Below are 22,767 nucleotides of genomic sequence, written 5' to 3' on the forward strand. Positions count from 1 at the left end.
AAGAGTGAAGAAGAGTCCTGAACGTTTTTCTAACACAGCGTTACCCCATGGGTAAATGAATTAGGAGTAGGTCCCATGAGATTTTTAAAGATGAAAGAAGTGATGGAAAAGACTGAATTAAGCCGCTCGGCTATCTACCGAAAAATGAACGAGGATGCTTTCCCGAAGTCGGTCAACTTTGGTGACCGTGCGGTAGCATGGGTAGAAAGTGAAGTAGGTGATTGGGTTGAGAGCATTCTATTGACACGTTGGTGTGAGGGAAGTCAGCTACTTTGATTTGAGCTATTTATGAATATATATCATTCAGGTGAATGACCTTTCATTACGATAAACGAGAAGTTTCAAAGTGTGTTATTCAATCGAAAGGGTTGCCATCGGCAACCTTTTTTTACTTGTTAATAATGGAGTTTTTATGTCTTTGTATCAAACGCTTGGTAAGGCAATTACAGGAACTGCGAGTGTTGCTGGTGTGATCACTGCTGCGCCAGTATTTGGCCCGAAAGGAACAATTACATCTAGTGGCATTGTCGTGTCTGTGTTGGTTGGAACGTCAGCGGCATTGATTGACCAAGCTATGCAATCCACACGTTTGCAATGCCCTACTGTCACAGCTAACGAATATTGTGACGAACTATAAGATACAAAACCTATAATTATATTCGTTTCAGGTTCTATACTTGAGAGTCCATGTCTGAGCCCGCTTTCTTTATTCAGGGAGAGGAATCATCTAATTAATATTAAACATAGATTTCGATTAGTTGCCTGAAAGCTCTCATCCTACAATAAGGTGAAAACGCGTGTTACATGGCGCTACGAGATTAGAGTAAACTTAATTCGTTATCCATAGAGGTATAGGCATTGCGCTCTCATCGTCTATGGATATTTTTTTTTGAAATTTAGTATCAGTTTCGCGTAGATCAAGAAAGCCATTACCCAGTGTCGCTCTTATTAAAAGTGGCGTGATGGTAATGGCTTAAATGCACCAAATGAAAATTTCCAAATATGTACATTTACACTAGGTAATTCTCTAGGCTAATTGACTCTTACTACTTACAGAATAAAGCGGCTTAGATCTTCATCTTCAATCGTGTCGCCTAGTCGCTCTTTCACGTAAGCGGAATCAATAACGAATTTAGCGCCAGATTGCTCCGCTGCGTCGTAAGAGATTTCATCCATTAAGCGTTCCATAACGGTGTGTAAGCGACGAGCACCGATGTTTTCTGTGCTTTCGTTGACCGTCCATGCCGCTTCCGCGATTTGCGTGATGCCGTCTTCTGTGAATTCGATGTCCACATCTTCCGTTTTCATCAACGCAACGTACTGCTCTGTTAGAGAGGCTTTTGGCTCTGTCAGAATACGTTTGAAGTCGTTGCTGCTTAGTGCTTCTAGCTCAACACGAATTGGTAGACGACCTTGCAATTCTGGGATCAAGTCAGATGGTTTTGCCACTTGGAATGCACCAGATGCAACAAACAGAATGTGGTCTGTTTTTACCATGCCGTGCTTGGTTGATACCGTGCTGCCTTCAATCAATGGAAGTAGGTCACGCTGAACACCTTCGCGTGAAACGTCTGGGCCTGAGCTCTCGCCGCGTTTACAGATTTTGTCGATCTCATCGATAAATACGATGCCGTTGTTTTCAACGTTGAAAATCGCTGCTTCTTTTAGCTCTTCTTGGTTTACCAGTTTCGCCGCTTCTTCTTCCGCTAACGCTTTCATTGCGTCTTTGATTTTCAGCTTACGTTTTTTCTTAGTGTCGCCTGCCAGGTTTTGGAACATGCCTTGCAGCTGGTTAGTCATCTCTTCCATACCAGGAGGCGCCATGATCTCTACGCCCATCTGCGGTGCGGCTACGTCGATTTCAATTTCTTTATCGTCTAGTTGGCCTTCACGCAGTTTCTTACGGAAGATCTGGCGAGTGTGAGAAGACTCTTCCGTTTGCTCTGCTTGACCCCAACTATCACGTGCTGGTGGCAGTAGCGCATCAAGAATGCGTTCTTCCGCTTGTTCTTCTGCGCGGAATTTCACTTTTTCCATCGCTTGTTGATGCGTCATTTTCACAGCGACATCTGTTAGGTCACGGATGATGGTTTCAACTTCTTTACCAACGTAACCCACTTCGGTGAATTTTGTCGCTTCAACTTTGATGAAAGGGGCATTTGCCAGTTTTGCGAGGCGTCGTGCGATTTCAGTCTTACCAACACCAGTAGGGCCAATCATCAAGATGTTTTTTGGCGTCACTTCGGCACGCAAGCTTTCTTCAAGCTGCATGCGGCGCCAGCGGTTACGAAGTGCAATCGCAACCGAACGTTTGGCTTTTTCTTGACCGATAATGTGGCGGTTCAATTCATGAACGATTTCGCGAGGCGTCATTTCAGACATATTCTTTCCTTACTTCGTTACGATTACGCGGTTGGTTTTTCAGGCTCTACCGTTGAGTCTAGCTCTTCTACTGTGTGGTGGTGGTTGGTGAAGACACAAATATCACCCGCGATATTGAGAGCTTTTTCCGCGATCTCACGAGCATCTAGATCTGTGTTTTCTAGTAGGGCGGTTGCTGCAGCTTGTGCGTAAGCACCACCAGAGCCAATCGCAATCAGGTCGTGTTCTGGCTGTACGACATCACCATTACCGGTAATGATTAACGATGCGGTTTCGTCGGCAACGGCAAGCAAGGCTTCGAGCTTGCGCAGAGCACGATCGCTACGCCAGTCTTTGGCTAGCTCAACCGCAGCCTTAGTTAGGTGGCCTTGGTGCATTTGCAGCTTGCTTTCGAAGCGCTCAAAAAGGGTGAAGGCATCCGCAGTGCCGCCAGCAAAGCCCGCTAGTACTTGGTTGTTATATAAGCGGCGAACTTTGCGCGCATTACCTTTCATTACGGTATTGCCTAGAGATACTTGGCCATCACCCGCGATGACGACTTTATTATTTCGACGTACAGATACAATGGTAGTCACAGTCGACCTCTTGATTATTTCTCTTTGGATTTAATTCAGTATATGGGGGAGGGGAAATAGGGATTCAAGGGGGCAAAAAGAAAGGCCCTAGGATCTTAGCTCCTAGGGCCTGAGTTTAAAGATTTTCTTTCCAAATCGCACATGGCTCGATTTTCGCGCGTTGCAGTTTATGACGGTCACGTTCTGCATCACGTTTGAACTTATACGGACCTAGCACCACGCGATACCATGAACTGCCTTCTTTCTTACGAATCTTGCTCGACATCCCTTGGAACGCGATTGCAAGCTTGCGCTCTTCCGCTTGTGCCTGGGTTTTGTACGCGCCACACTGCATGATGTAAGGAATTTTAGAAACTTCAATTTCTTTGGCCACAACTTCAACTTCACGTTTCGGTAGTGACTCAACATATTCCCACTTTTCTTCTGGTGGTGGCGGCAAGTCTTTTTTCGGCTTTGGTTTGCTTACAGTGGTTGTTGGCTGCTTCACGACAGGTTGTTTGGGTTCTGGGTCGCTACTCAAAAGGTAAAGACCATAGCCAAAACCACCCACGAGCAAGATAGCGAGCAGGCCACTACGCCAAGGTTTTTTTCTTCTCGGCGGCTGTTTTTTTGTCGACTTTTTTGGGGCGCCTCGCCCCCGTCTTACATAATCTCTATTTGCCACGGTTATTTCTGGTCATCAAGGATTCTTGCAAATATGTTAATCCAGAACGAGTTGAGAAAACACCCTATTGATAGAATCTTGATAGCTAAAGCGCGACAACGCCCGAGTGTAGGAGTGTGTTTCCGTTCTTGCTTATATTTATTCGGGGATACACAAAAAGCAGGAGGGGCAAATAAAAAGCGGCGCCTTAGCACCGCTTTGGGTATGAATACCTAATCTTTAGGTTAAGGGCGCTGTGGTGGCGCTGCACTTCCGCGAATGACGAGGTTAGTTTCAAGTAGGCGCGAGCCTGAATGCACGTCGTGTCCTTTTAACATCTCAAGCATCATTAGCATCGCTTGTCGACCAATCTCATAGCGAGGCTGAGAGATAGTGGTCAACGGTGGATCGCAGTACTGAGCGAAGTTAATGTCATCAAAGCCCACAACAGAGAGATCTTGCGGTACTCGTAAGCCAAGCTTTTTCGCTTCTTGAATTGCGCCGATGGCCATTGTGTCACAGTGGCAGAAAATAGCCGTTGGTGGCTCTGGCAATTCGAGCAGTTTACGAACGGCTTTTGCTCCGCCATCAAAAGAGAACTCAGTAATGACACTATATTGTGGATCTTTATTGATGCCGGCACGGCGCAGGGCTTGTTGGTAGCCTTGCTGGCGGAACTGACACAATATTGCTGTATCTGGTCCAGAGATTTGAGCAATGCGTTTATGACCTAATTGGGTTAGGTAATTCACCGCTTCAAATGCTGAGGTCAGGTTATCAATATGTACTGTCGGAAGCTCGAGTTCAGGCGCAAATTCACACGCCATTACCATCGGAGGTAAGTTCTTTTGCTCTGGCTTACTGACATCGAACGGTAGATCTGTGCCAAGCAGTAGCATTCCATCTGCCTGCTTAGTAAATACGAGGTTAACGAAAGAACTTTCACGTTTCTTCTGTTGTCCGCTATCGCCCAGCAGGACTAGATAGCCATGTTCCATGGCAGCATCTTCAATACCGCGAATAATTTCAGAAAAATAAGGATCACAGATGTCGGGAACGATAGTGACAATGGTTTTTGATTCGTTTCTACGTAAGTTACGCGCTAATGAGTTTGGAGAATAACCCGCTTCAAGTACGGCATCTTCTACTCTTTTTCTCGTTGAAGAAGAGACCTTCTCTGGGTTCATTAATGCTCGAGATACCGTAGCCGTAGACACTCCCGCAAGCTGGGCAACATCCTTCATTGTCGCCATAGTTTTTAACCTCTCGTTTATTTTTTTGCCAAGATGACGTTATTCCTGTTTGAAATCATAATAATCACGCTGAGTTAGAGCATCGTTTGCTCTTCGCTCAGTTCGTGTTAACAAGTGGAAAAATGGATTCTTCACTGCGACATCAATCTGTGGGAATAGTCATTGTTTTAATCTAAGCCTGTGCGAACAAGTCACTTTAGACTTTTCTAATTTGGATAGTCTATTCATTTCTAAAGTGAAAGTTACGGTCTGTTTAACAAAAATTGCAATCCCGTTGTGATGTTTGTCACATTAAATGGTAATTCATTACATAGTTAAACGTTTGCTAGCTGAGATCTTGTGGCTCTATGTCTAAATTCCAGCGAACTTTCTTGGCATTTGGCAACAACTCAATAGCAGGTTTGGCACTGGTTAATAACTTTTGCATCAATGAACGATGCTGGGTTTGAAGTAACAGCTGCCAGCGGTATTTGCCTGCACGTTTGGCGAGAGGTGATGGTGTTGGACCCAGCACCATGCAAGTGTCGTCAAATAAAGGATGCGATTCTAAGGTAAAGCGAACCTGACGTAAGAAGTCTTCAACCACTTCACTTTGGTTTGCTTCTGCTTTAAACAGAGTCAAGAAACTATAAGGCGGAAGCTGGGCGAGCTTACGTTCTTCCAGAGCTGTCATAGCAAAGTGACGATAGTCTTTTTGAAGTAGGGCTTGCAGCAAGCTGTGCTCAGGATGGTGAGTTTGCAGGATCACTTCGCCAGGTTTACTTGCTCGGCCAGCACGACCTGCGACCTGAATAAACAGCTGAGCTAATCGCTCCGAAGCGCGGAAGTCACTACTATATAGAGAGCCATCAACATCCAAAAGAGCAACGAGCGTTACATTTGGAAAGTGGTGCCCCTTAGCCAGCATTTGAGTGCCTATCAGTATTTGGTATTCACCTTTACGAATCGACTCAAGGGCATCTTCCAAGCTACCTTTGCGACGTGTGCTGTCTCTGTCGATGCGAATGGCTTCGTATTCTGGAAACAACTGAGCCAATTGTTGTTCGAGCTGTTCCGTTCCTACGCCGACGGTAACCAGTTGAGTTGAACCACATCCCTGACACTGATGAATGACAGGTTGTTGTGAGCCGCAGTGATGGCAGCGTATTTCGTTGCTGTAATGGTGGAACGTATAGTACGCATCACAGCGTTTACATTCTGCAATCCAACCACATTCATGGCACATCAAAGCGGGCGAGAAACCTCGGCGGTTAAGAAACAACATAACCTGATTGCCCATTTTTAAGTGTTTGCGCATTTCGGCAATCAGTTGGGCGGATAAGCCACTTTCTAAATACTGACCTTTTACATCTAACACTTTATTGGTGGTTGGCACGGCAGAGCCAGCTCGTTGGGTGAGTGTTAAATGGTGATATTTACCAGACAGCGCATTATGTAGGGTTTCTAACGCTGGCGTCGCTGAGCCAAGGACAATCGGCACTTGCTCTTTATGGGCGCGCATGACAGCAACATCACGAGCGTGGTAACGCAAGCTGTCTTGTTGCTTATAAGAGGAGTCATGCTCTTCATCAACGATAATAATCCCCAAATCAGCAAAAGGTGTCAGTAGGGCTGAGCGCGTACCAATGATGATCCCCGCGGCTTTATCGCGAGCCGATAACCAGGCGTTCAAACGCTCTGTTTCATTCAAACCGGAATGAATCACATCTACTGGGACATTAAATCGATGTTTAAAGCGGTTGATGGTTTGAGGCGTTAGACCGATCTCAGGTACTAAAACTAATGCTTGTTTCCCTTGCTCTAGAACGGGCTTGATAAGGTTTAAGTAAACTTCGGTTTTACCGGATCCCGTGACCCCTTCTAATAAATAGCAAGCAAAGCCCGTTTGGCTATTTACGCTGGCAATCGCGAGTGCTTGTTCATGGTTAAGCTTTGGTTTCTCTACCGCACACTCTACATTTTGACTCCATTTCGTAATGGTCGGCTTTTTCTCGATGCGCTCGACCCAACCTTTTTCTTCGAGATTTTTTAAGATGGTCGAGTTTACTTCTTGATCCAAGAGTTCTTGATGCGAGATTGGGCCGTTGACCATCATTTGGAGTGCACGCTGTTGTTTTACTGCACGCCCAAGCCCTTGCATGAGCTTATTTCTTCCTGCTTCAGTCAGTTGCCATTCTTGTAGCGTTGCAAAGTCGGCCGGTTTGCCTTTCCTCAGCGCGGCAGGCATTGCATTGTGTAGAGTGTCACCTAGAGGGTACTGATAGAACTGGCTGCACCAATTTAGCAGAGAATAAAGCGTCTCTGGCCATATCGGTTGGGAGTCTAATACCGCTTTGATTGGCTTAAGCTGCTCTTTAGGAAAGTCGGAGTGGTTCACCATGGCGGTGACGATGCCGACTAAGGTTTGGCGTCCAAAAGGTACGGAAACGCGTCCACCAATGATCGGAAACAGGTGCCCCGGAATGGCGTAATCAAATTGTTTGTCGAGCGGAACGGGTAATGCCACTCTAGCAATGGTTGGACGCATAAATTCTTAGCTATTAAAAAGAGGGAAAGGAAATGAGAGTCTATTAAAATCGGTATGGAAATTCGAGTAAAGCTATGTGATTCAGCGTGAATCGTGCCTCTATGATTAGTCTGGCTAAAAAAGTGGCGAAAAAGTTGCCAAATATGTTGATCCGAGCAATGTGATTCTTTACTATATCGCGCCTTGAGATATGGCTTCGGCAATTAGTTGATGCGGTATCCCATTTTATTATTAATTGCGTGTGGTGTGCGGCTTAGATTCGTATAGCGACACGGCCTACTATTGAGGTTATCCCATGAAAGCTGGTATCCACCCAGAATACAAAGCAGTAAAAGCGACTTGTTCTTGCGGCAACTCTTTTGAGTTCAACTCTACTCTAGGTAAAGAGTCTATCCACCTAGACGTATGTGACAAGTGTCACCCATTCTACACTGGTAAGCAACGTATCGTTGATACAGGCGGCCGTGTTGATCGCTTCAACAAGCGTTTCGGTGCACTATCAAGCGGTAAGAAATAATAGCAGCCGCTATTACGATTACAGTTTAGAAAAGGACGCTTCGGCGTCCTTTTTGTTTAATGGCTACCAAGCGAAGAGGGATGTATAGGGTTTGGAATATTCCCGATTATTTTTCACTCAGCGCTTGCAACCTAAAGTGTGATCTGTATAATGCAGCGCACTGGTTAAGCCAGTTGTGAACCAATGAGCAGTGAGGAGCGAGCAAATCTAAGGATTTGTGAGGTAATGTATACTCAGCTTATGTTCGCGGTTAATACAATTAGCTATCTTTTCTTCGGAAAAACTATCCTCAAAGGTGACTTTGGCATATAGGGATAGTTAATCGAAAATTAACTGACAATGCGTCCTAATCTTGGATGCTACGGTTTCACATAAATCAATCGGCATTCTCTCGTCTTGACGAGTTTGAGTGGCGATATTGTTTGTGTAATTTATTAAATTTGGAGCTCTGTCTCATGCAGAACCAACGTATCCGTATCCGCCTAAAAGCTTTCGATTACAAACTAATCGATGCTTCTACAGCGGAAATCGTTGAAACAGCTAAGCGCACTGGCGCACAGGTTCGTGGTCCAATCCCACTGCCAACTCGTAAAGAGCGTTTCACAGTTCTTATCTCTCCACACGTTAACAAGAAAGCACGTGACCAGTACGAAATCCGTACTCACAAGCGTCTAATCGACATCGTTGAGCCAACAGACAAGACTGTTGATGCTCTAATGCGTCTAGACCTTGCTGCGGGCGTTGACGTTCAAATTAGCCTAGGTTAAGGGAGATTAGAAGTATGATTGGTCTAATCGGTCGTAAAGTGGGCATGACCCGCGTATTTACTGAAGAAGGCGTTTCTATCCCAGTAACTGTTGTTGAGGTTGAAGCTAACCGTGTTTCTCAAGTGAAAACTCTTGAAACTGACGGCTACGCAGCAATCCAGGTTACAGCTGGTTCTAAGAAAGCTAACCGCGTAAACAAAGCTGAAGCAGGTCACTTTGCTAAAGCTGGCGTTGAAGCTGGTCGCGGTCTTTGGGAATTCCGTTTAGAAAACGGCGAAGAGTTCGAAGTTGGTTCAGAACTAACTGTTGAACTATTCAACGAAACTAAGAAAGTAGACGTTACTGGTACATCTAAGGGTAAAGGTTTCCAAGGCGCTGTTAAGCGTTGGAACTTCCGTACTCAAGATATGACTCACGGTAACTCATTGTCTCACCGTGCTCCTGGTTCTATCGGTCAATGTCAGACTCCAGGTCGCGTATTTAAAGGCAAGAAAATGGCAGGTCACATGGGTGCTGAGCGTGTAACGACTCAAAACCTAGAGATCGTACGTGTTGACGCTGAGCGCAACCTGCTTCTTATTAAAGGTGCAGTCCCAGGCGCAACTGGCGGCAACGTGATCGTTAAACCAGCTGTTAAAGCATAACGTCTCAGGAGTAAGTAATGGAACTAATGGTTAAAGGTGCCGATGCACTAACTGTTTCCGAAACTACTTTCGGACGTGAGTTTAACGAAGCTCTTGTACACCAAGTAGTTGTTGCGTACGCAGCAGGTGCTCGTCAAGGTACTCGTGCTCAAAAAACACGTTCAGAAGTTTCTGGCGGTGGCGCTAAGCCATGGCGTCAAAAAGGTACTGGCCGTGCGCGTGCTGGTACAATCCGTAGCCCAATCTGGCGTACAGGTGGTGTTACTTTTGCTGCGAAACCACAAGATCACAGCCAAAAAGTAAACAAAAAAATGTACCGTGGTGCTATGAAGAGCATTCTTTCTGAGCTTGTTCGTCAAGAGCGTCTAATCGTTGTTGATAACTTCTCAGTTGAAGCACCAAAGACTAAAGAGCTAGTTGCTAAGCTTAAAGAGCTTGAGCTAACTGACGCTCTAATCGTGACTAGCGAAGTAGATGAGAATCTATTCCTAGCTGCTCGTAACCTATACAAAGTTGACGCACGTGATGTTGCTGGTATCGATCCAGTATCTCTAATCGCGTTTGACAAAGTTGTAATGACTGCAGAAGCAGTTAAGCAAGTAGAGGAAATGCTAGCATGATCACTGAAGAGCGTATCCTAAAAGTTCTACGTGCACCGCACATCTCTGAAAAAGCAACTATGGCAGCTGAGAAAGCGAACACTATCGTTTTCAAAGTAGCTAAAGATGCGACTAAAAAAGAGATCAAAGCAGCTGTAGAAAAGCTATTTGAAGTTGAAGTTAAGTCTGTAAATACTCTTATCACTAAGGGTAAGACCAAACGTCAAGGTCTACGCCAAGGTCGCCGCAGCGACGTTAAGAAAGCGTACGTTACTTTGAAAGAAGGTCAAGATCTTGACTTCGTTGGCGGCGCGGAATAACAGGAGTAGTTAAAAATGGCTATTGTTAAATGTAAGCCGACTTCCCCTGGTCGTCGTCACGTTGTTAAAGTTGTTAACGCTGACCTACACAAGGGCAAGCCATACGCACCTCTTCTAGAGAAAAACTCTAAGAACGGTGGTCGTAACAACAAGGGTCGTATCACAGTACGTCACATCGGCGGTGGTCACAAGCACCACTACCGTGTAGTTGACTTCAAACGTACTAAAGATGGTATTCCAGCGACAGTTGAGCGTCTTGAATACGATCCAAACCGTAGCGCAAACATTGCTCTAGTTCTTTACAAAGACGGTGAGCGTCGCTACATCCTAGCACCTAAAGGTGTTGTAGCTGGTGATGTTATTCAGTCTGGTGTTGATGCACCAATCAAAGCTGGTAACACTCTACCAATGCGTAATATCCCAGTAGGTTCAACAGTACATAACGTTGAACTTAAGCCTGGTAAAGGTGGTCAGCTAGCTCGTTCGGCTGGTGCTTACGCTCAAATCGTTGCTCGCGACGGTGCGTACGTAACTATCCGTCTACGTTCTGGCGAGATGCGCAAAGTTCTTTCTGAAGGCCGTGCAACAATCGGTGAAGTTGGTAACTCTGAGCACATGCTACGTGAACTTGGTAAAGCAGGTGCATCACGTCATCGCGGTATCCGTCCAACGGTTCGTGGTGTTGTAATGAACCCGATTGACCACCCACACGGTGGTGGTGAAGGCCGTACTTCTGGTGGTCGTCACCCAGTATCTCCTTGGGGTATGCCTACTAAAGGCTTCAAGACTCGTAAGAACAAACGCACTGACAAGTACATCGTACGTCGTCGTAACAAGTAATCTATATAAAGAGGAATCGCCATGCCACGTTCTCTCAAGAAAGGTCCTTTTATTGACCTACACTTGCTGAAGAAGGTAGAGAAAGCGGTGGAAAGCGGAGACAAAAAGCCTATTAAGACTTGGTCCCGTCGTTCAATGATCATCCCTACGATGATCGGTTTGACCATCGCTGTCCATAATGGTCGTCAGCACGTACCAGTATTTGTAACTGATGAAATGATCGGTCACAAACTGGGTGAATTCGCACCAACACGTACTTACCGCGGTCACGCTGCGGATAAGAAAGCTAAGAAGCGCTAAGGAGTAAATAATGGAAGCAATTGCTAAACATAACTTTGCTCGCATTTCGCCTCAGAAAGCTCGCTTAGTTGCGGATCTAATCCGTGGTAAATCTGTTGACCAAGCTCTAGAAATCCTAACGTTCAGCAACAAAAAAGCTGCTGCACTAGTTAAGAAAGTTCTAGAGTCTGCTATCGCTAACGCGGAGCACAACGAAGGTGCAGATATTGACGATCTGAATGTCGCAAAAATCTTTGTAGATGAAGGCCCAACCATGAAGCGTATTATGCCTCGTGCTAAAGGTCGTGCGGATCGTATCTTGAAGCGTTCAAGCCACATCACTGTTGTTGTAGCAGATCGCTAGAGACTAGGAGAGTAAGCAATGGGTCAAAAAGTACATCCAAATGGTATTCGTCTAGGCATCGTTAAGCCTTGGAATGCTACATGGTTTGCTAACACCAAAGATTTCGCTGACAACCTAGACGGCGACTTCAAGGTACGTCAGTTCCTTACAAGTGAACTGAAAAAAGCGTCTCTATCACGTATCGTTATCGAGCGTCCTGCTAAGAGCATCCGTGTGACTATTCACACTGCTCGTCCAGGCGTTGTTATCGGTAAGAAAGGTGAAGACGTTGAGAAGCTACGCGCAGCTGTAGCTAAAATTGCAGGTGTACCAGCGCAAATTAACATCGCTGAAGTACGTAAGCCTGAACTAGATGCGCAACTTGTTGGTGACAGCATCGCGTCTCAGCTAGAGCGTCGTGTTATGTTCCGTCGTGCTATGAAGCGCGCAGTACAAAACGCAATGCGCCTAGGCGCTAAAGGTATCAAAGTGGAAGTAAGCGGTCGTCTAGGCGGCGCTGAAATCGCACGTTCAGAGTGGTACCGTGAAGGCCGTGTGCCTCTACACACTCTACGTGCTGACATTGATTACGCAACTTCTTCGGCTCACACTCAATACGGTGTGATCGGCATTAAAACTTGGATCTTCAAAGGTGAAATCCTAGGTGGTATGCCAGCAGCTAACGCTGTAGAGCCTAAAGGCGACAAGCCTAAGAAGCAGCGTAAAGGCCGTAAGTAAGGAGTCGACAGATGCTACAACCTAAACGTACTAAGTTCCGTAAGGTTCAGACTGGTCGTAACCGTGGTCTAGCTAAAGGTACTGATGTAAGCTTCGGCGAATTCGGTCTTAAAGCTGTTGGCCGTGGTCGTCTAACTGCTCGTCAAATCGAAGCGGCACGTCGTGCAATGACACGTCACGTTAAGCGTCAAGGTAAAATCTGGATCCGTGTGTTCCCAGACAAACCAATCACAGAAAAACCACTTGAAGTTCGTCAAGGTAAGGGTAAAGGTAACGTTGAGTACTGGGTAGCCCAAATCCAACCTGGTAAGGTTATGTACGAAATGGGTGGTGTACCTGAAGAATTGGCACGTGAAGCGTTCCGTCTTGCGGCACGTAAACTGCCTTTCAAAACTACATTTGTAACTAAGCAGGTGATGTGATGAAAGCACAAGATCTACGCGAGAAAAGCGTTGAAGAGCTTAACGCTGAGCTAATGAATTTGCTACGTGAACAGTTCAACTTGCGCATGCAAGCTGCGACTGGTCAGCTACAGCAAACTCATACTCTGAAAGCTGTACGCCGTGATATCGCACGTGTGAAAACTGTTTTGACTGAGAAGGCAGGCGCATAATGAGCGAAGTAAAACGTACTCAACAAGGTCGTGTTGTTAGCGATAAGATGGACAAGTCTATCACTGTTGCTATCGAACGTTTCGTAAAACACCCAATCTACGGTAAATACGTAAAACGTACGACTAAAGTACACGCACATGACGAGAACAACGAGTGTGGCCTAGGCGACACAGTTGAAATCGCAGAGTGTCGTCCACTGTCTAAGACTAAGTCTTGGACTTTGGTAAAAGTTCTAGAAAAGGCGAAGATTTAATCTCGTTAATTCTATGAAACTAAAGCGGCTCCAAAATATTTTTGGAGCCGTTTATTTTTTGACTACCCAATCACAAAAAAGGGTGGTACAATTCGCGTCCCTTTTAAAGAGGCAGCCCGACCCGTGATGGGTCTAGTTATTAATATTTAGCGGAGCACTAACATGATCCAAATGCAAAGTATGCTGGACGCAGCTGATAACTCAGGCGCACGCAGCGTAATGTGTATTAAGGTTCTGGGTGGCTCTCACCGCCGTTATGCACATATCGGTGACGTCATCAAAGTTACTGTGAAGGAAGCAATCCCTCGCGGTAAAGTTAAAAAAGGTGATGTTCTGAAGGCGGTGGTAGTGCGCACCCGTAAAGGCGTACGTCGTCCTGACGGTTCTGTCATTCGCTTCGACCGAAATGCTTGCGTATTGCTAAACGACAATACTGAGCAACCAATCGGTACACGTATCTTTGGTCCTGTGACACGCGAACTTCGTGGCGATAAGTTCATGAAGATCGTTTCACTGGCTCCAGAAGTTCTGTAAGGAGCACGTAGAAATGGCAGCTAAAATCCGTCGTAATGACGAAGTAATCGTTCTTGCTGGTAAAGACAAAGGCAAGAAAGGTAAAGTAACTAAGGTTCTAGCAACTGGTAAAGTTATCGTTGAAGGTATCAACCTAGTTAAGAAGCATCAGAAACCTGTTCCAGCTATGGGTATCCAAGGCGGTATCGTAGAGCAAGAAGCAGCAATCGACGTTTCTAACGTGGCGATTTTCAACGCAGCTACTGGTAAAGCTGACCGTATCGGTTTCCGTTTTGAAGACGGCAAAAAAGTTCGTTTCTTCAAGTCTAACGGCGAAACCGTTTCTAACTAATAGAAGTAATTTGGAGTTCTACTATGGCGAAACTGCATGATTACTACAAGTCGTCTGTAGTCGCTGAACTGACCAAACAGTTCGGTTACACAAGCGTCATGCAAGTCCCTAGAATCGAGAAAATCACCCTAAACATGGGTGTTGGTGAAGCAATCAACGATAAGAAACTGCTAGAAAATGCAGCGTCTGATATGGCAACGATCTCTGGTCAAAAGCCACTTATCACAAAAGCGCGCAAATCTGTTGCAGGTTTCAAAATCCGTGAAGGCTACCCTATCGGTTGTAAAGTAACCTTGCGTGGCGAACGTATGTGGGATTTTCTTGAGCGTTTAATTAACATCGCTCTTCCACGTGTACGTGACTTCCGTGGTGTTAGCGCTAAGTCTTTTGACGGTCGCGGTAACTACAGCATGGGCGTTCGCGAGCAAATCATCTTCCCGGAAATCGACTTTGATAAAGTTGATCGTGTACGCGGTTTAGACATCACTATTACGACGTCTGCTGGTACTGATGAGGAAGGCCGTGCTCTGCTGGCTGCCTTTAACTTCCCATTCCGTAAGTAAGGTGAAGGGTTACTGTTATGGCTAAACAATCAATGAAAGCACGTGAAGCTAAACGTGCACAGCTAGTAGCTAAGTTCGCTGAAAAGCGTGCAGCGCTAAAAGCTATCATCAGCGATGTAAACGCATCTGAAGAAGATCGTTGGAACGCGGTTCTTACACTGCAATCTCTTCCACGTGATTCAAGTGCATCACGTCAGCGCAACCGTTGTAACCAAACTGGTCGTCCACACGGTTACCTACGTAAGTTCGGTCTAAGCCGTATTAAGGTTCGTGAAGCTTGCATGAAAGGCGAGATTCCGGGTCTTCGTAAGGCTAGCTGGTAATTGCCACTTAATCATTTGGAGTAAATCATATGAGCATGCAAGATCCGATTTCGGATATGCTGACCCGCGTTCGTAACGGTCAGGCAGCAAACAAAGTTGCTGTAAAAATGCCTTCTTCAAAGCTTAAAGTTGCAATTGCTGCACTACTAAAAGCTGAAGGTTACATCGTTGACTTCGCTGTTGAAGGCGAAGCAAAACCTGAGCTAGAAGTTACACTTAAGTACTTCCAAGCTAAACCAGTAATCGAGCAACTTAAACGTGTTTCTCGTCCAGGTCTACGTGTTTACAAGAAGAAAGATGAACTTCCTTCTGTAATGGGTGGTCTTGGTATTGCTATCGTTTCAACTTCCAAGGGTCTTATGTCAGACCGCGCTGCACGTAAAGCAGGTCTTGGTGGTGAAATCATCGCTTACGTAGCTTAATAAGGAGTAGACTATGTCTCGTGTTGCAAAAGCACCTGTCGCTATTCCAGCTGGCGTAGAGGTGAAACTAAACGGCCAAGAAATCACTGTAAAAGGTGCGAAAGGCGAACTAACTCGCGTTCTTAACGATGCAGTTGTAATCGCTCAGGAAGAAAATAACCTGACTTTCGGTCCTAAAGAAGGTGTTGCTAACGCATGGGCTCAAGCAGGTACTGCTCGCGCTCTAGTTAACAACATGGTTGTTGGTGTTACTGAAGGCTTTACTAAGAAGCTAACTCTTAAAGGTGTAGGTTACCGTGCTGCTATCAAAGGCAACGCTGTAGGTCTAACACTAGGCTTCTCACACCCAGTTGAGCACGAGTTGCCAGCGGGTATTAAAGCTGAATGTCCAAGCCAAACTGAAATCGTGATCACTGGTGCTGACAAGCAACTAGTTGGTCAAGTTGCGGCTGACATTCGTTCTTACCGTGAGCCTGAGCCATACAAAGGCAAAGGTGTTCGTTACGCAGATGAAAATGTGCGTACTAAAGAAGCTAAGAAGAAGTAAGGTAACACTATGGATAAGAAAGCATCTCGCATCCGTCGTGCTACACGTGCACGTCGTAAGATTGCAGAACTGGGTGCGACTCGCCTAGTTGTACACCGTACTCCTCGTCACGTGTACGCACAGGTTATCGCGGCTAACGGCTCTGAGGTTATCGCAGCAGCTTCTACTGTAGAAAAAGCGATCCGTGAGCAAGTGAAATACACTGGTAACGTTGATGCAGCTAAAGCAGTGGGTAAAGCTATTGCTGAGCGCGCTCTTGAGAAGGGCGTAACTGCAGTTGCATTTGATCGTTCTGGTTTCCAATACCACGGTCGAGTAGCGGCGCTAGCAGAATCTGCTCGCGAAGCTGGTCTGAAATTCTAAGGTAGGGTTGGAAGATGGCTAAAGAACAACAAGTTCAAGCGAATGATTTGCAAGAAAAGCTAATCGCAGTTAACCGCGTATCTAAGACGGTTAAAGGCGGTCGAATCATGAGCTTCACTGCACTAACAGTAGTTGGTGACGGTAATGGTCGTGTAGGTTTCGGTTACGGCAAAGCTCGTGAAGTACCTGCAGCGATTCAAAAAGCAATGGAAAAAGCGCGTCGTAACATGACTACGATCGCTCTAAACGAAGGCACTCTTCACCACCCAGTGAAAGGTCGCCATTCGGGCTCTAAAGTTTACATGCAGCCTGCTGCAGAAGGTACTGGTGTTATCGCAGGTGGTGCGATGCGTGCAGTACTAGAAGTTGCTGGTGTACACAACGTACTATCTAAAGCGTACGGTTCTACGAACCCTATCAACATCGTTCGTGCAACGATCGATGCACTAGGTAGCATGAAGTCACCAGAAATGGTTGCTGCTAAACGTGGTCTAACTGTTGAATCTATTTCGGAGTAAGAACACCATGGCAACTATTAAAGTAACTCAAACTAAAAGCTCAATTGGTCGTCTGCCAAAGCACAAAGCTACTTTGCGCGGTCTAGGTCTTCGTAAAATCAACCACACAGTAGAACTTGAAGATACTCCGTGTATTCGCGGTATGATCAACAAGGTTTACTACATGGTTAAAGTTGAGGAGTAATCAGAATGCGTTTGAATACTCTAGCACCGGCTGCTGGCGCGAAAACTTCTGCGAAGCGAGTAGGTCGTGGTATCGGTTCAGGCCTAGGTAAAACTGGTGGCCGTGGTCACAAAGGTCAAAAATCACGTTCTGGCGGCAGTGTTCGTCCAGGTTTCGAAGGCGGTCAGATGCCTCTGAAACAACGTCTACCAAAATTCGGTTTCACTTCTCGTAAGAGCCTAGTGTCTGCTGAAGTTCGTCTAGCTGAGCTAGCGAAAGTTTCTGGTGACGTAGTTGATCTAAACAGTCTTAAAGCTGCTAACATCATCACTAAGAACATCGAATTTGTAAAAGTTGTTCTTTCTGGTGAAATCAACAAAGCAGTGACTGTGAAAGGTCTACGTGTGACTAAAGGCGCTAAAGCTGCAATCGAAGCTGCAGGCGGTAAAATCGAGGAATAATCTCGAGGAACGAGGTACAGATGGCTAAGAAACCAGGACAAGATTTTCGTAGTGCTCAGAGCGGCTTAAGTGAACTAAAGTCGCGCTTGTTATTCGTAATTGGTGCACTTTTAGTATTCCGAGCCGGCTCCTTTGTGCCGATTCCTGGTATTGACGCTGCTGTACTTGCCGATTTGTTCGAACAGCAAAAAGGTACCATCGTTGAAATGTTTAACATGTTCTCCGGTGGTGCTCTTGAGCGTGCATCTATATTAGCATTGGGCATCATGCCGTATATTTCGGCATCTATTGTTGTCCAATTGCTAACTGTAGTTCATCCAGCGTTAGCTGAACTCAAAAAAGAGGGTGAAGCAGGCCGTCGTAAGATCAGCCAATACACACGCTACGGCACGCTTGTACTTGCAACCTTCCAAGCTATAGGTATTGCAACTGGCCTACCAAACATGGTCGACAATCTGGTTGTTATCAACCAAACCATGTTTACGCTAATTGCTACCGTAAGTTTAGTAACCGGTACCATGTTCTTAATGTGGTTAGGTGAACAAATTACAGAGCGAGGAATTGGTAACGGTATTTCGATACTGATTTTTGCAGGTATTGTTGCTGGATTGCCTTCTGCAATCGGTCAAACAATCGAGCAAGCGCGTCAAGGTGAATTGCATGTACTTCTTCTGTTGCTAATCGCGGTATTAGCTTTTGCAGTCATTTACTTCGTTGTTTTCATGGAACGTGGTCAACGCCGAATCGTCGTTAACTACGCGAAGCGTCAACAAGGTCGTAAAGTATTTGCTGCGCAAAGCTCGCATCTGCCTCTTAAAATTAACATGGCAGGTGTAATTCCAGCGATTTTTGCATCAAGCATTATCTTGTTCCCAGGAACATTGGCTCAGTGGTTTGGTCAAAACGGCGAGAGCAGCGCGTTCGGTTGGTTAACTGACGTGTCTTTGGCTCTTAGCCCAGGTCAACCGTTGTATGTAATGCTTTATGCAGCAGCAATTATCTTCTTCTGTTTCTTCTACACGGCGTTGGTTTTCAACCCGCGTGAAACAGCAGATAACTTGAAGAAGTCTGGTGCATTCGTACCCGGTATCCGCCCAGGTGAGCAGACAGCGAAGTACATTGATAAAGTAATGACACGTTTAACCCTTGCTGGTGCACTGTACATTACCTTTATCTGTCTGATTCCCGAGTTCATGATGGTCGCGTGGAACGTACGTTTCTACTTCGGCGGTACATCGCTACTAATCGTAGTTGTTGTAATTATGGACTTTATGGCACAGGTACAGACTCATCTGATGTCTCAACAGTATGATTCTGTGTTGAAGAAAGCGAATCTGAAAGGCTACGGCCGTTAATCCGGCGGTAGACTCAGTTTCATTTACGGAGTTTAGCAATGAAAGTTCGTGCTTCCGTTAAAAAAATCTGCCGTAACTGTAAAGTAATCAAGCGTAACGGTGTCGTTCGCGTGATTTGCAGTGAGCCAAAGCACAAACAGCGCCAAGGCTAATTAGCAGAAATTTTTACTTGAAAATGAAGGTTGGGTCGAGTATATTCCTCGGCCTACCTTTTGCGTGCAAAAGAAGTAGTATTCCGCAGCGTATCCATAACGGGCTTTGCTGCGGCTAATTCTTTTATAGAAACACTTAGGAGTGAATAATGGCCCGTATAGCAGGCATTAACATTCCTGATCAGAAACATGCAGTAATCGCTCTAACAGCGATCTACGGCATCGGTAAAACTCGCTCTCAAGCTATCCTAGCTGAAGTGGGTATTGCTGAAAATGTTAAGATCAGTGAACTAACTGAAGAGCAGATCGATCAACTGCGTGATGGTGTAGCTAAGTACACTGTAGAAGGTGATCTACGTCGTGAAGTATCTATGAACATCAAGCGTCTTATGGACCTTGGCTGTTACCGTGGTCTTCGTCATCGTCGCAGTCTACCACTACGTGGACAGCGTACTAAAACCAACGCTCGCACCCGTAAGGGTCCGCGTAAGCCGATCAAGAAATAATCGGGAAGGTAGAGTACAATGGCTAAACAACCAACTCGCGCTCGTAAGCGCGTACGCAAGCAAGTTGCAGATGGCGTTGCGCACATCCATGCTTCTTTCAATAACACAATCGTAACCATTACTGACCGTCAAGGTAACGCTCTTGCATGGGCTACTGCAGGTGGTTCTGGTTTCCGTGGTTCTCGTAAGTCTACTCCGTTCGCTGCACAGGTTGCTGCTGAGCGTTGTGCTGAAATGGCTAAAGAATACGGCCTAAAGAACTTGGAAGTTATGGTTAAGGGTCCTGGTCCAGGTCGCGAATCTACTGTTCGTGCACTAAACGCCGCTGGTTTCCGCATCACAAACATCGTTGATGCTACACCAATCCCTCATAACGGTTGTCGTCCACCTAAGAAACGTCGCGTATAACGTTTCTAGGACAATTGGAGAAGAATCATGGCAAGATATTTGGGTCCTAAGCTGAAGCTTAGCCGTCGTGAAGGCACTGACTTATTCCTTAAGTCTGGTGTTCGCGCGATCGATACCAAGTGTAAAATTGATAACGCACCAGGTGTACACGGCGCTCGTCGCGGTCGTCTATCTGAGTATGGCGTTCAGCTTCGTGAGAAGCAAAAAGTACGTCGTATGTACGGCGTTCTAGAAAAACAATTCCGTAACTACTACAAAGAAGCTGCTCGCCTAAAAGGCAACACTGGTGAAAACCTACTTCAGCTTCTTGAAGGTCGTCTTGATAACGTAGTTTACCGCATGGGCTTTGGTGCAACTCGCGCAGAAGCACGTCAGCTAGTTAGCCACAAAGCTATCCTAGTAAACGGTAAAGTTGTAAACGTTCCTTCTTTCAAAGTAGCGGCTAATGACGTTGTTTCTATCCGCGAGAAAGCTAAACAGCAAGCTCGTATTAAAGCGGCTCTAGAAGTTGCTGAACAACGTGAAAAACCAACTTGGATTGAAGTAGATGGTGGCAAGATGGAAGGTACATTCAAGCGTATGCCTGAGCGTTCTGATCTATCAGCTGACATCAACGAACAATTGATCGTCGAGCTTTACTCTAAGTAAGGTTTAAACTAAAGAGAGGACACAATGCAGGGTTCTGTAACAGAATTTCTTAAGCCACGTCTAGTTGACATCGAACAAATCAGCTCGACTCACGCAAAAGTAACTCTTGAGCCATTAGAGCGTGGCTTTGGTCATACTCTGGGTAATGCACTTCGCCGCATTCTTCTATCTTCTATGCCTGGTTGTGCAGTGACAGAAGTAGAAATTGAAGGCGTACTTCACGAGTACAGCACTAAAGAAGGTGTACAAGAAGATATTCTTGAAATCCTTCTAAACCTTAAAGGTTTGGCAGTGCGTGTTGCTGAAGGCAAAGATGAAGTGTTCATTACTTTGAACAAATCAGGCTCGGGCCCTGTGGTTGCAGGTGACATCACCCATGATGGTGATGTAGAGATCGCTAACCCTGAACACGTTATTTGTCACCTAACGGATGACAACGCTGAAATCGCAATGCGTATTAAAGTAGAACGTGGTCGTGGTTATGTTCCAGCTTCTGCGCGTATCCATAACGAAGAAGACGAGCGTCCTATCGGTCGCCTACTAGTAGATGCTACTTACAGCCCAGTAGACAAAATTGCCTACGCTGTAGAAGCAGCTCGTGTAGAACAGCGTACTGATCTAGACAAGCTTGTTATCGATATGGAAACAAACGGTACTCTAGAACCTGAGGAAGCAATCCGTCGTGCAGCTACAATCCTAGCTGAACAATTGGATGCATTCGTAGATCTTCGTGATGTACGAGTTCCTGAGGAGAAGGAAGAGAAGCCAGAATTCGATCCGATCCTACTGCGTCCTGTAGACGATCTTGAACTAACAGTTCGCTCTGCTAACTGTTTGAAAGCAGAAGCGATTCACTACATCGGTGATCTAGTACAACGTACTGAGGTTGAGCTACTTAAAACGCCTAACCTTGGTAAAAAATCTCTTACTGAGATTAAAGACGTACTTGCGTCACGTGGTCTGTCTCTGGGCATGCGCCTAGAAAACTGGCCACCTGCATCAATCGCTGAAGATTAATCGATACTAGTTAGAAGGATTAGGTCATGCGCCATCGTAAGAGTGGTCGTCAACTCAACCGCAACAGCTCACATCGCAAAGCGATGTTCAGCAACATGGCTAGCTCTCTAGTACGTCATGAAGTTATCAAGACTACTTTGCCAAAAGCAAAAGAGCTACGTCGCGTAGTTGAGCCTTTGATTACACTAGCTAAGACTGACAGTGTTGCTAACCGTCGTCTAGCATTTGCACGTACTCGTGACAACGAAGTAGTTGCAAAACTATTTAACGAACTAGGTCCACGTTTTGCTGCTCGTCAGGGCGGTTACACTCGTATCCTAAAAGCTGGCTTCCGTGCTGGTGATAAAGCTCCAATGGCTTACATTGAGCTTGTAGATCGCCCAGCTGCTGAAGAAGCTGCTGAGTAATCAGTTCGTAAGAACGAGAAAGCCGAGCATTAGCTCGGCTTTTTTGTATCTGTAATTCAGTAAACCTTTATATCCAGCCTGCATTTATTTCAACCCATGCAGACTGGCAATTTAAAAAGTGATTATCACTTGCGCTTATTTACTAGTATTCCACAACCCGCCCAACGAACTTAGAAGCCCTTCGCTAGCGCCTTGCTTGTTCAAGTAATCCAAGATTACTGGAGCAAACTGACTGATCATAGATGGGTCTAAACCTAACGTATCGAATGCACTTTTTACTGCACTGATATTCTCAATATTTCCTAGTAAGCTTTGTGCTCCTTGCAAGTTTGAAAGTCCAGGAATCAAAGACTGTAATTCACTACTATTTTCTTGCGAAAGCTGGCTTTGAGCCAAAGCGAGTAGCGCACCACTACCTCCGGCTGCTTGCTCAGTGGATACTGGTAATTGGCTAGTTAGCATGTCTGTTAATGGAGAAGACTCGGTGTTCAAGCTGATGCCGACCATGTCCATCAGGCCACTTTCTTTACTTTTTTGAGTGACTGAATCTAAGAATGCGTGCGCACTACCAATGTTGATTGATAGGAGTGCTAGAGTTAGGAGTGTTTTACGCATAGTACCTCCAAAGGTTGAGCGTTTTTAACGTGATTTTATTGTTTTAAAGGTTATCAGAATGAAAGGTTTAGAGGTGAGAAAGTCTATTCAGTTTAGACAAAAAAACGGCGCTAATGCGCCGTTTTATTAAATCATAATTG

General features: G+C 45.6%; 37 protein-coding genes. 31 read left to right on the forward strand and 6 right to left on the reverse strand.

From position 1 onward, the window contains the following. Positions 1-75 precede the first annotated feature (75 nt). Entirely contained in the window at positions 76-276 is a 201-nt protein-coding gene (locus R7P36_RS10690) for an AlpA family transcriptional regulator (RefSeq protein WP_318072898.1), read from the forward strand. A gap of 136 nt (positions 277-412) precedes the next feature. Beyond that, entirely contained in the window at positions 413-637 is a 225-nt protein-coding gene (locus tag R7P36_RS10695; RefSeq protein ID WP_029857381.1) for a hypothetical protein, read from the forward strand. 413 nt (positions 638-1,050) lie between these two features. Here the strand turns inward: R7P36_RS10695 and hslU are convergent, their stop codons facing one another. From hslU to priA, 5 genes are all read right to left on the reverse strand, one after another. Then, positions 1,051-2,382 (reverse strand): HslU--HslV peptidase ATPase subunit, encoded by a 1,332-nt coding sequence (gene hslU / locus R7P36_RS10700; RefSeq protein ID WP_005397950.1) that lies wholly within the window; start codon positions 2,380-2,382, stop codon positions 1,051-1,053. Positions 2,383-2,405: 23 nt separating this feature from the next. Then, a complete protein-coding gene (hslV, locus tag R7P36_RS10705) occupies positions 2,406-2,957 on the reverse strand; it encodes an ATP-dependent protease subunit HslV (protein WP_005383176.1) in 552 nt (183 codons plus the stop codon). Between the two features lie 115 nt (positions 2,958-3,072). Beyond that, the gene (ftsN, locus tag R7P36_RS10710) at positions 3,073-3,621 is read right to left on the reverse strand and encodes a cell division protein FtsN (RefSeq protein ID WP_017820300.1); all 549 of its coding nucleotides are present in this window, start codon (positions 3,619-3,621) and stop codon (positions 3,073-3,075) included. Between the two features lie 224 nt (positions 3,622-3,845). Next, positions 3,846-4,874 (reverse strand): DNA-binding transcriptional regulator CytR, encoded by a 1,029-nt coding sequence (cytR, locus tag R7P36_RS10715; protein ID WP_254901949.1) that lies wholly within the window; start codon positions 4,872-4,874, stop codon positions 3,846-3,848. Positions 4,875-5,178: 304 nt separating this feature from the next. Beyond that, positions 5,179-7,380, reverse strand: coding sequence for a primosomal protein N' (gene priA / locus R7P36_RS10720; RefSeq protein WP_318122136.1), 2,202 nt, complete (start codon positions 7,378-7,380; stop codon positions 5,179-5,181). A gap of 295 nt (positions 7,381-7,675) precedes the next feature. Here priA and rpmE point away from each other — a divergent pair, with 295 nt between their 5' ends. From rpmE to rplQ, 29 genes are all read left to right on the forward strand, one after another. Next, positions 7,676-7,897, forward strand: a complete 222-nt coding sequence (rpmE, locus tag R7P36_RS10725) for a 50S ribosomal protein L31 (RefSeq protein ID WP_005379546.1) — start codon at positions 7,676-7,678, stop codon at positions 7,895-7,897. A gap of 455 nt (positions 7,898-8,352) precedes the next feature. Next, on the forward strand, positions 8,353-8,664 hold the full coding sequence (rpsJ, locus tag R7P36_RS10730; protein WP_004410492.1) for a 30S ribosomal protein S10: 312 nt from the start codon (positions 8,353-8,355) through the stop codon (positions 8,662-8,664). A gap of 14 nt (positions 8,665-8,678) precedes the next feature. Continuing rightward, entirely contained in the window at positions 8,679-9,308 is a 630-nt protein-coding gene (gene rplC, locus R7P36_RS10735) for a 50S ribosomal protein L3 (protein ID WP_005379555.1), read from the forward strand. Between the two features lie 17 nt (positions 9,309-9,325). Further along, positions 9,326-9,928 carry a 50S ribosomal protein L4 gene (gene rplD, locus R7P36_RS10740; protein ID WP_005379556.1) on the forward strand — a complete coding sequence of 201 codons (603 nt, stop codon included), beginning with the start codon at positions 9,326-9,328 and terminating at the stop codon, positions 9,926-9,928. Continuing rightward, positions 9,925-10,227 (forward strand): 50S ribosomal protein L23, encoded by a 303-nt coding sequence (rplW, locus tag R7P36_RS10745; RefSeq protein WP_004398471.1) that lies wholly within the window; start codon positions 9,925-9,927, stop codon positions 10,225-10,227. Before rplD ends, rplW begins: the two co-directional genes overlap by 4 nt. Positions 10,228-10,242: 15 nt before the next feature. After that, positions 10,243-11,067: a 50S ribosomal protein L2 gene (gene rplB, locus R7P36_RS10750; protein WP_005383168.1), complete on the forward strand. Its 825-nt coding sequence runs from the start codon at positions 10,243-10,245 to the stop codon at positions 11,065-11,067. A gap of 21 nt (positions 11,068-11,088) precedes the next feature. After that, positions 11,089-11,367: a 30S ribosomal protein S19 gene (gene rpsS / locus R7P36_RS10755; protein WP_004394525.1), complete on the forward strand. Its 279-nt coding sequence runs from the start codon at positions 11,089-11,091 to the stop codon at positions 11,365-11,367. 10 nt (positions 11,368-11,377) lie between these two features. After that, the gene (gene rplV / locus R7P36_RS10760; protein ID WP_005383164.1) at positions 11,378-11,710 is read left to right on the forward strand and encodes a 50S ribosomal protein L22; all 333 of its coding nucleotides are present in this window, start codon (positions 11,378-11,380) and stop codon (positions 11,708-11,710) included. Positions 11,711-11,728: 18 nt separating this feature from the next. Next, on the forward strand, positions 11,729-12,427 hold the full coding sequence (gene rpsC, locus R7P36_RS10765) for a 30S ribosomal protein S3 (RefSeq protein WP_005383161.1): 699 nt from the start codon (positions 11,729-11,731) through the stop codon (positions 12,425-12,427). An 11-nt stretch (positions 12,428-12,438) separates the two neighbouring features. Then, positions 12,439-12,849: a 50S ribosomal protein L16 gene (rplP, locus tag R7P36_RS10770; RefSeq protein ID WP_005379577.1), complete on the forward strand. Its 411-nt coding sequence runs from the start codon at positions 12,439-12,441 to the stop codon at positions 12,847-12,849. Further along, a complete protein-coding gene (rpmC, locus tag R7P36_RS10775; protein ID WP_005379576.1) occupies positions 12,849-13,040 on the forward strand; it encodes a 50S ribosomal protein L29 in 192 nt (63 codons plus the stop codon). The genes rplP and rpmC overlap by 1 nt, the downstream gene beginning before the upstream one ends. Further along, a complete protein-coding gene (gene rpsQ / locus R7P36_RS10780; protein WP_005379575.1) occupies positions 13,040-13,294 on the forward strand; it encodes a 30S ribosomal protein S17 in 255 nt (84 codons plus the stop codon). Before rpmC ends, rpsQ begins: the two co-directional genes overlap by 1 nt. A gap of 162 nt (positions 13,295-13,456) precedes the next feature. Beyond that, complete coding sequence (rplN, locus tag R7P36_RS10785; RefSeq protein ID WP_004410450.1) at positions 13,457-13,828, forward strand: 50S ribosomal protein L14; 372 nt, start codon at positions 13,457-13,459, stop codon at positions 13,826-13,828. 13 nt (positions 13,829-13,841) lie between these two features. Beyond that, positions 13,842-14,159, forward strand: a complete 318-nt coding sequence (gene rplX / locus R7P36_RS10790; RefSeq protein WP_005379574.1) for a 50S ribosomal protein L24 — start codon at positions 13,842-13,844, stop codon at positions 14,157-14,159. Positions 14,160-14,182: 23 nt separating this feature from the next. Beyond that, positions 14,183-14,722 carry a 50S ribosomal protein L5 gene (rplE, locus tag R7P36_RS10795; RefSeq protein ID WP_005379573.1) on the forward strand — a complete coding sequence of 180 codons (540 nt, stop codon included), beginning with the start codon at positions 14,183-14,185 and terminating at the stop codon, positions 14,720-14,722. A 17-nt stretch (positions 14,723-14,739) separates the two neighbouring features. After that, positions 14,740-15,045: a 30S ribosomal protein S14 gene (rpsN, locus tag R7P36_RS10800; protein WP_012841173.1), complete on the forward strand. Its 306-nt coding sequence runs from the start codon at positions 14,740-14,742 to the stop codon at positions 15,043-15,045. Positions 15,046-15,074: 29 nt separating this feature from the next. After that, entirely contained in the window at positions 15,075-15,467 is a 393-nt protein-coding gene (gene rpsH / locus R7P36_RS10805; protein WP_005379572.1) for a 30S ribosomal protein S8, read from the forward strand. Positions 15,468-15,480: 13 nt separating this feature from the next. After that, on the forward strand, positions 15,481-16,014 hold the full coding sequence (gene rplF / locus R7P36_RS10810; RefSeq protein ID WP_005392377.1) for a 50S ribosomal protein L6: 534 nt from the start codon (positions 15,481-15,483) through the stop codon (positions 16,012-16,014). A gap of 9 nt (positions 16,015-16,023) precedes the next feature. Further along, positions 16,024-16,377, forward strand: coding sequence for a 50S ribosomal protein L18 (gene rplR / locus R7P36_RS10815; protein WP_005379568.1), 354 nt, complete (start codon positions 16,024-16,026; stop codon positions 16,375-16,377). 14 nt (positions 16,378-16,391) lie between these two features. After that, a complete protein-coding gene (gene rpsE / locus R7P36_RS10820; RefSeq protein ID WP_004745894.1) occupies positions 16,392-16,895 on the forward strand; it encodes a 30S ribosomal protein S5 in 504 nt (167 codons plus the stop codon). A 7-nt stretch (positions 16,896-16,902) separates the two neighbouring features. Then, positions 16,903-17,079 (forward strand): 50S ribosomal protein L30, encoded by a 177-nt coding sequence (gene rpmD / locus R7P36_RS10825; protein ID WP_005379565.1) that lies wholly within the window; start codon positions 16,903-16,905, stop codon positions 17,077-17,079. A 5-nt stretch (positions 17,080-17,084) separates the two neighbouring features. Next, complete coding sequence (rplO, locus tag R7P36_RS10830; protein ID WP_005383155.1) at positions 17,085-17,519, forward strand: 50S ribosomal protein L15; 435 nt, start codon at positions 17,085-17,087, stop codon at positions 17,517-17,519. Positions 17,520-17,539: 20 nt separating this feature from the next. Next, the gene (secY, locus tag R7P36_RS10835) at positions 17,540-18,874 is read left to right on the forward strand and encodes a preprotein translocase subunit SecY (RefSeq protein WP_005379562.1); all 1,335 of its coding nucleotides are present in this window, start codon (positions 17,540-17,542) and stop codon (positions 18,872-18,874) included. A gap of 38 nt (positions 18,875-18,912) precedes the next feature. Next, positions 18,913-19,026 carry a 50S ribosomal protein L36 gene (gene rpmJ / locus R7P36_RS10840; protein WP_000868186.1) on the forward strand — a complete coding sequence of 38 codons (114 nt, stop codon included), beginning with the start codon at positions 18,913-18,915 and terminating at the stop codon, positions 19,024-19,026. A gap of 149 nt (positions 19,027-19,175) precedes the next feature. Beyond that, the gene (gene rpsM, locus R7P36_RS10845) at positions 19,176-19,532 is read left to right on the forward strand and encodes a 30S ribosomal protein S13 (protein ID WP_005383154.1); all 357 of its coding nucleotides are present in this window, start codon (positions 19,176-19,178) and stop codon (positions 19,530-19,532) included. Positions 19,533-19,550: 18 nt separating this feature from the next. Next, a complete protein-coding gene (gene rpsK / locus R7P36_RS10850) occupies positions 19,551-19,940 on the forward strand; it encodes a 30S ribosomal protein S11 (RefSeq protein WP_001118870.1) in 390 nt (129 codons plus the stop codon). Positions 19,941-19,967: 27 nt separating this feature from the next. Beyond that, on the forward strand, positions 19,968-20,588 hold the full coding sequence (gene rpsD, locus R7P36_RS10855) for a 30S ribosomal protein S4 (RefSeq protein ID WP_005383146.1): 621 nt from the start codon (positions 19,968-19,970) through the stop codon (positions 20,586-20,588). 24 nt (positions 20,589-20,612) lie between these two features. Then, entirely contained in the window at positions 20,613-21,605 is a 993-nt protein-coding gene (locus R7P36_RS10860; RefSeq protein ID WP_005383143.1) for a DNA-directed RNA polymerase subunit alpha, read from the forward strand. A 26-nt stretch (positions 21,606-21,631) separates the two neighbouring features. Next, positions 21,632-22,012 carry a 50S ribosomal protein L17 gene (rplQ, locus tag R7P36_RS10865; protein WP_005383141.1) on the forward strand — a complete coding sequence of 127 codons (381 nt, stop codon included), beginning with the start codon at positions 21,632-21,634 and terminating at the stop codon, positions 22,010-22,012. 135 nt (positions 22,013-22,147) lie between these two features. Here rplQ and R7P36_RS10870 read toward each other — a convergent pair whose 3' ends face one another. Beyond that, entirely contained in the window at positions 22,148-22,627 is a 480-nt protein-coding gene (locus tag R7P36_RS10870; RefSeq protein ID WP_318122137.1) for a DUF2780 domain-containing protein, read from the reverse strand. Positions 22,628-22,767: the final 140 nt, after the last annotated feature.

Origin of the sequence: Vibrio sp. 397 (genome assembly GCF_033339395.1) — a bacterium.
Taxonomy (GTDB): domain Bacteria; phylum Pseudomonadota; class Gammaproteobacteria; order Enterobacterales; family Vibrionaceae; genus Vibrio; species Vibrio alginolyticus.

What these genes read in the sequence shown, in the direction of transcription:
- R7P36_RS10690 (WP_318072898.1), top strand. Translation starts at nt 76, where the DNA reads ATGAGATTTTTAAAGATGAAAGAAGTGATGGAAAAGACTGAATTAAGC.
- R7P36_RS10695 (WP_029857381.1), top strand. Translation starts at nt 413, where the DNA reads ATGTCTTTGTATCAAACGCTTGGTAAGGCAATTACAGGAACTGCGAGT.
- hslU (WP_005397950.1), bottom strand. Translation starts at nt 2,382, where the DNA reads ATGTCTGAAATGACGCCTCGCGAAATCGTTCATGAATTGAACCGCCAC.
- priA (WP_318122136.1), bottom strand. Translation starts at nt 7,380, where the DNA reads ATGCGTCCAACCATTGCTAGAGTGGCATTACCCGTTCCGCTCGACAAA.
- rpmE (WP_005379546.1), top strand. Translation starts at nt 7,676, where the DNA reads ATGAAAGCTGGTATCCACCCAGAATACAAAGCAGTAAAAGCGACTTGT.
- rpsJ (WP_004410492.1), top strand. Translation starts at nt 8,353, where the DNA reads ATGCAGAACCAACGTATCCGTATCCGCCTAAAAGCTTTCGATTACAAA.
- rplC (WP_005379555.1), top strand. Translation starts at nt 8,679, where the DNA reads ATGATTGGTCTAATCGGTCGTAAAGTGGGCATGACCCGCGTATTTACT.
- rplD (WP_005379556.1), top strand. Translation starts at nt 9,326, where the DNA reads ATGGAACTAATGGTTAAAGGTGCCGATGCACTAACTGTTTCCGAAACT.
- rplW (WP_004398471.1), top strand. Translation starts at nt 9,925, where the DNA reads ATGATCACTGAAGAGCGTATCCTAAAAGTTCTACGTGCACCGCACATC.
- rplB (WP_005383168.1), top strand. Translation starts at nt 10,243, where the DNA reads ATGGCTATTGTTAAATGTAAGCCGACTTCCCCTGGTCGTCGTCACGTT.
- rpsS (WP_004394525.1), top strand. Translation starts at nt 11,089, where the DNA reads ATGCCACGTTCTCTCAAGAAAGGTCCTTTTATTGACCTACACTTGCTG.
- rplV (WP_005383164.1), top strand. Translation starts at nt 11,378, where the DNA reads ATGGAAGCAATTGCTAAACATAACTTTGCTCGCATTTCGCCTCAGAAA.
- rpsC (WP_005383161.1), top strand. Translation starts at nt 11,729, where the DNA reads ATGGGTCAAAAAGTACATCCAAATGGTATTCGTCTAGGCATCGTTAAG.
- rplP (WP_005379577.1), top strand. Translation starts at nt 12,439, where the DNA reads ATGCTACAACCTAAACGTACTAAGTTCCGTAAGGTTCAGACTGGTCGT.
- rpmC (WP_005379576.1), top strand. Translation starts at nt 12,849, where the DNA reads ATGAAAGCACAAGATCTACGCGAGAAAAGCGTTGAAGAGCTTAACGCT.
- rpsQ (WP_005379575.1), top strand. Translation starts at nt 13,040, where the DNA reads ATGAGCGAAGTAAAACGTACTCAACAAGGTCGTGTTGTTAGCGATAAG.
- rplN (WP_004410450.1), top strand. Translation starts at nt 13,457, where the DNA reads ATGATCCAAATGCAAAGTATGCTGGACGCAGCTGATAACTCAGGCGCA.
- rplX (WP_005379574.1), top strand. Translation starts at nt 13,842, where the DNA reads ATGGCAGCTAAAATCCGTCGTAATGACGAAGTAATCGTTCTTGCTGGT.
- rplE (WP_005379573.1), top strand. Translation starts at nt 14,183, where the DNA reads ATGGCGAAACTGCATGATTACTACAAGTCGTCTGTAGTCGCTGAACTG.
- rpsN (WP_012841173.1), top strand. Translation starts at nt 14,740, where the DNA reads ATGGCTAAACAATCAATGAAAGCACGTGAAGCTAAACGTGCACAGCTA.
- rpsH (WP_005379572.1), top strand. Translation starts at nt 15,075, where the DNA reads ATGAGCATGCAAGATCCGATTTCGGATATGCTGACCCGCGTTCGTAAC.
- rplF (WP_005392377.1), top strand. Translation starts at nt 15,481, where the DNA reads ATGTCTCGTGTTGCAAAAGCACCTGTCGCTATTCCAGCTGGCGTAGAG.
- rplR (WP_005379568.1), top strand. Translation starts at nt 16,024, where the DNA reads ATGGATAAGAAAGCATCTCGCATCCGTCGTGCTACACGTGCACGTCGT.
- rpsE (WP_004745894.1), top strand. Translation starts at nt 16,392, where the DNA reads ATGGCTAAAGAACAACAAGTTCAAGCGAATGATTTGCAAGAAAAGCTA.
- rpmD (WP_005379565.1), top strand. Translation starts at nt 16,903, where the DNA reads ATGGCAACTATTAAAGTAACTCAAACTAAAAGCTCAATTGGTCGTCTG.
- rplO (WP_005383155.1), top strand. Translation starts at nt 17,085, where the DNA reads ATGCGTTTGAATACTCTAGCACCGGCTGCTGGCGCGAAAACTTCTGCG.
- secY (WP_005379562.1), top strand. Translation starts at nt 17,540, where the DNA reads ATGGCTAAGAAACCAGGACAAGATTTTCGTAGTGCTCAGAGCGGCTTA.
- rpmJ (WP_000868186.1), top strand. Translation starts at nt 18,913, where the DNA reads ATGAAAGTTCGTGCTTCCGTTAAAAAAATCTGCCGTAACTGTAAAGTA.
- rpsM (WP_005383154.1), top strand. Translation starts at nt 19,176, where the DNA reads ATGGCCCGTATAGCAGGCATTAACATTCCTGATCAGAAACATGCAGTA.
- rpsK (WP_001118870.1), top strand. Translation starts at nt 19,551, where the DNA reads ATGGCTAAACAACCAACTCGCGCTCGTAAGCGCGTACGCAAGCAAGTT.
- rpsD (WP_005383146.1), top strand. Translation starts at nt 19,968, where the DNA reads ATGGCAAGATATTTGGGTCCTAAGCTGAAGCTTAGCCGTCGTGAAGGC.
- R7P36_RS10860 (WP_005383143.1), top strand. Translation starts at nt 20,613, where the DNA reads ATGCAGGGTTCTGTAACAGAATTTCTTAAGCCACGTCTAGTTGACATC.
- rplQ (WP_005383141.1), top strand. Translation starts at nt 21,632, where the DNA reads ATGCGCCATCGTAAGAGTGGTCGTCAACTCAACCGCAACAGCTCACAT.
- R7P36_RS10870 (WP_318122137.1), bottom strand. Translation starts at nt 22,627, where the DNA reads ATGCGTAAAACACTCCTAACTCTAGCACTCCTATCAATCAACATTGGT.